The 2,893-nt window shown below is 33.5% G+C and carries 3 protein-coding genes; all 3 read left to right on the plus strand.

All coding sequences use genetic code 11. The annotated features are described in order from the left end of the window. The first annotated feature begins 99 nt into the window (after positions 1–99). The 3 genes from ACR65F_RS18105 (at position 100) to ACR65F_RS18115 (ending at position 2,842) form a co-directional block, all read left to right on the plus strand. The gene (locus ACR65F_RS18105) at positions 100–756 is read left to right on the plus strand and encodes a replication protein (RefSeq protein WP_440505351.1); all 657 of its coding nucleotides are present in this window, start codon (positions 100–102) and stop codon (positions 754–756) included. Further along, positions 753–1,361: a hypothetical protein gene (locus tag ACR65F_RS18110; protein WP_440505352.1), complete on the plus strand. Its 609-nt coding sequence runs from the start codon at positions 753–755 to the stop codon at positions 1,359–1,361. The genes ACR65F_RS18105 and ACR65F_RS18110 overlap by 4 nt, the downstream gene beginning before the upstream one ends. Positions 1,362–2,674: 1,313 nt before the next feature. Next, positions 2,675–2,842 carry a hypothetical protein gene (locus tag ACR65F_RS18115; RefSeq protein WP_440505353.1) on the plus strand — a complete coding sequence of 56 codons (168 nt, stop codon included), beginning with the start codon at positions 2,675–2,677 and terminating at the stop codon, positions 2,840–2,842. Positions 2,843–2,893: the final 51 nt, after the last annotated feature.

Below are 2,893 nucleotides of genomic sequence, written 5' to 3' on the forward strand. Positions count from 1 at the left end.
AAAATCATAAGAAAGGACGAAAATGAGCATAAAAAAAGAGCGCCTCGGTGAAAGGTACGCTCAATTTGAAACTTATTTTTGTAAGGTGAATATATCATTATGGCTAAAGATAAAGCAAGATACTTCACGTTTCTGTTATATCCTGAATCCATTCCTGAAGATTGGGAAATGAGATTAGAATCAATTGGAACTCCGATTGCGATTAGTCCACTTCATGACAAAGATTTAAGTGATCTTGAAGGAATGAAATATAAAAAAGCTCACTATCATTTGATTTACGTAGCAAAAAATCCTGTAACGGCAGATAGTGTGCGTAAGAGAATCCAACGAACATTAGGTAATGAAAGTGTTTCTTTGGTTCAGATTGTAGTTCAAAGCATGGAAAATATATATTTGTATCTAACGCATGAATCTAAAGATGCTATTGCTAAAAATAAAGTTAAGTATCCTAAAAAGGATATTAGGTTGCTCAATAATTTTGATATTGATCGATACATCACTTTGGATGTTGAAGATAAAGACGATATGTTAAACGATGTTTGTGATTTGATTGATGAGCATAGTTTAGCTAATATCCGCGAGCTGAGAAGGTTCGTGAGAGTTCGTGGTTCGGAATATAACTTGCCTAGTATGAAAATAATCAATTCTGTTTTACGTTCGCATACTGGATTAATTAGATTATATTTTGATGCTGTTTATCAAGAGCGGAGATATGGACGAAGCGATATTGACAAAGAAACAGGAGAAATGAAATGACGAGAATGAAAAAAATACTGCGATGGCTCTACATTGCTTTAGGTCTGTTTTTTATCATTTGTCTGTTTTATGGAGTTTATTTAATCTCTGTGAAAGTAATTAAAATTTTTCTTTCTTTACCACCTGAAATATCAGCTACAATAATTGCTGCTACTTCCACTATTATTGTAGCTGTTTTATCCATCGTAATAGGTAAATATTACGAGCAAAAAAGAGTAATTGAAAATGAACTAAGGCAAAAAAAGATTCCTATGTATGAAAGTTTCATAGAATTTTATTTTAAAATACTTATGGGTGAAAAGATTAAAGCTAAAAAAGTAACAAATCAGGATATGATGAAATTTTTCAATACGTTTACTCAGGAATTAATTGTTTGGGGTTCTGATGAAATGATTAATTTGTGGTCTGATTATAGACGAAAACATATTGATGACGGTAGTGATAAACAAGGAAGTCCCTTACAGACTATGTACGATTTTGAAGAGCTTTTATTAGCTATAAGAAAAGATACAGGACACCGAAACAAAAATATCAGCAAAGGTTCTTTGTTAGGTTTATTTATCAATGATCTTGATAAACAAGAAGAACAAGATAAAAGTGATTAAAAGAGTAGCTTATGCTGCTCTTTTTTATTTTCAAAAATCGAGCGCAGCGACAACGAAAGGTGTAGGAATCTCCTACCAAGTCAAAATACTATTTTGAGGGTTGTGGTCACAAACCCGTAGCTTGCCGTACCTTCTTTTCCACGTTCTGAGTGATAAAAAACGGGAAGTGTCAACGGTAAATGTCTGACTGGAACGTAGTGAAAGGAATTTAAGGAGTTGATACGAGAGATTGATTTTCCAAGCTCGTATGACCAAAGGGAATGGAAAGGGCGAACTACCCCGTCCATTCTTTTTGGTAACTAAGCGTTAGCGAAAGTTTTGGGGGGTTGCCGCTTTTTCAAAAGGGGCAAGGTCTGATCTTTTGTCTTTTGATTTTAGCCCCTGCGGGAAACCCAGTCGCAAGATTTTTCGATAGAAAAAATCACTGCGTATAACTGGGCACTCCATTTCAACTTTATTGTTGTTGCTTTGCTTGATTTTAAAAAAGCAGAAAGATTAGACCAATTTTAAATAGGTCTAGTCTTTTTTGCTTTCAATATAAACTTGAAATATAAATTTTATGATATTAAAAGTATACGGATAAAACGTATAAGAAAATATAAATTTAAGGAGGAAATAACATGATTGAAAATGTCATTATTTTAATTATATTGTTGCACTTTTTAAAGTGAAATAATGTGAAAAACGAACGATCTTTATTGTCGTTCGTTTTTTATTTTCAAAAATGATTTTGCCTAAAAGTTAAGACAGAACACTGAAATAAATCACTGCCTATAAATGAGCACTCCGTTTTAACTTTGTGATTTTGATTTTCGAAATCAATTTGATTCTCTGAGGTTGTACAAGTCATTTTAAGAGCAATGTACAAATAAAACTGATTGAGATACCTAAAATCGATTTAAAAGCCCCTAGAAGTGTTTTAAAGACTTCTGGGGGCTTTTAATTGGTTTCTGTGTGCTTTAATCGCTCAAAAGCTTTTATAAGCATTTTAAAGGCTTTTGAATACCTTTGAATTTTTCGCTTTGATCTTTGATTTTGAGTGAAACGAAAATCAGGGTTTTTCTTGGTTTTGGGAGAAGGGAGGGGGCCACTACGACCCCCCTTTTAAGTGCCGAGTGCCAAACTCGGCGACAAAGTGCCACAAACGCTAGAGCCATAAGGGTTTTCGGTGTGCGACACTTCGGCGACATTTCTGCGACATTTTGAGCGACTTTATCGAAAAATGTATTTCTATGTACTTCTATGTAATGCTTTACTAAGTCCAAATAATGTTATATGATGTTGAAAATGATAAAAAGAAAGAAGGTTTTATTATGGCTGGAGAAAACAAAGAAGAAATGCAAAGTGTGACTATTCGTATTCCTAAAGAGTTGTATTTTGAATATAAACAAGTTTTGTTGGAACAAGGGAAAATCGTTACTTATGATGTACGAAAACACATGAATGAAGTTGTGGAAAATCATAAGAAAGGACGAAAATGAGCATAAAAAAAGAGCGCCTCGGTGAAAGGTACGCTCAATTTGAAACTTATT

Source organism: Sporosarcina sp. SAFN-010, assembly GCF_059415065.1.

Bases quoted from the DNA above. Each gene is read 5' to 3' on its own strand.
- ACR65F_RS18105 (WP_440505351.1), top strand. From the start codon at position 100: ATGGCTAAAGATAAAGCAAGATACTTCACGTTTCTGTTATATCCTGAA.
- ACR65F_RS18110 (WP_440505352.1), top strand. From the start codon at position 753: ATGACGAGAATGAAAAAAATACTGCGATGGCTCTACATTGCTTTAGGT.
- ACR65F_RS18115 (WP_440505353.1), top strand. From the start codon at position 2,675: ATGGCTGGAGAAAACAAAGAAGAAATGCAAAGTGTGACTATTCGTATT.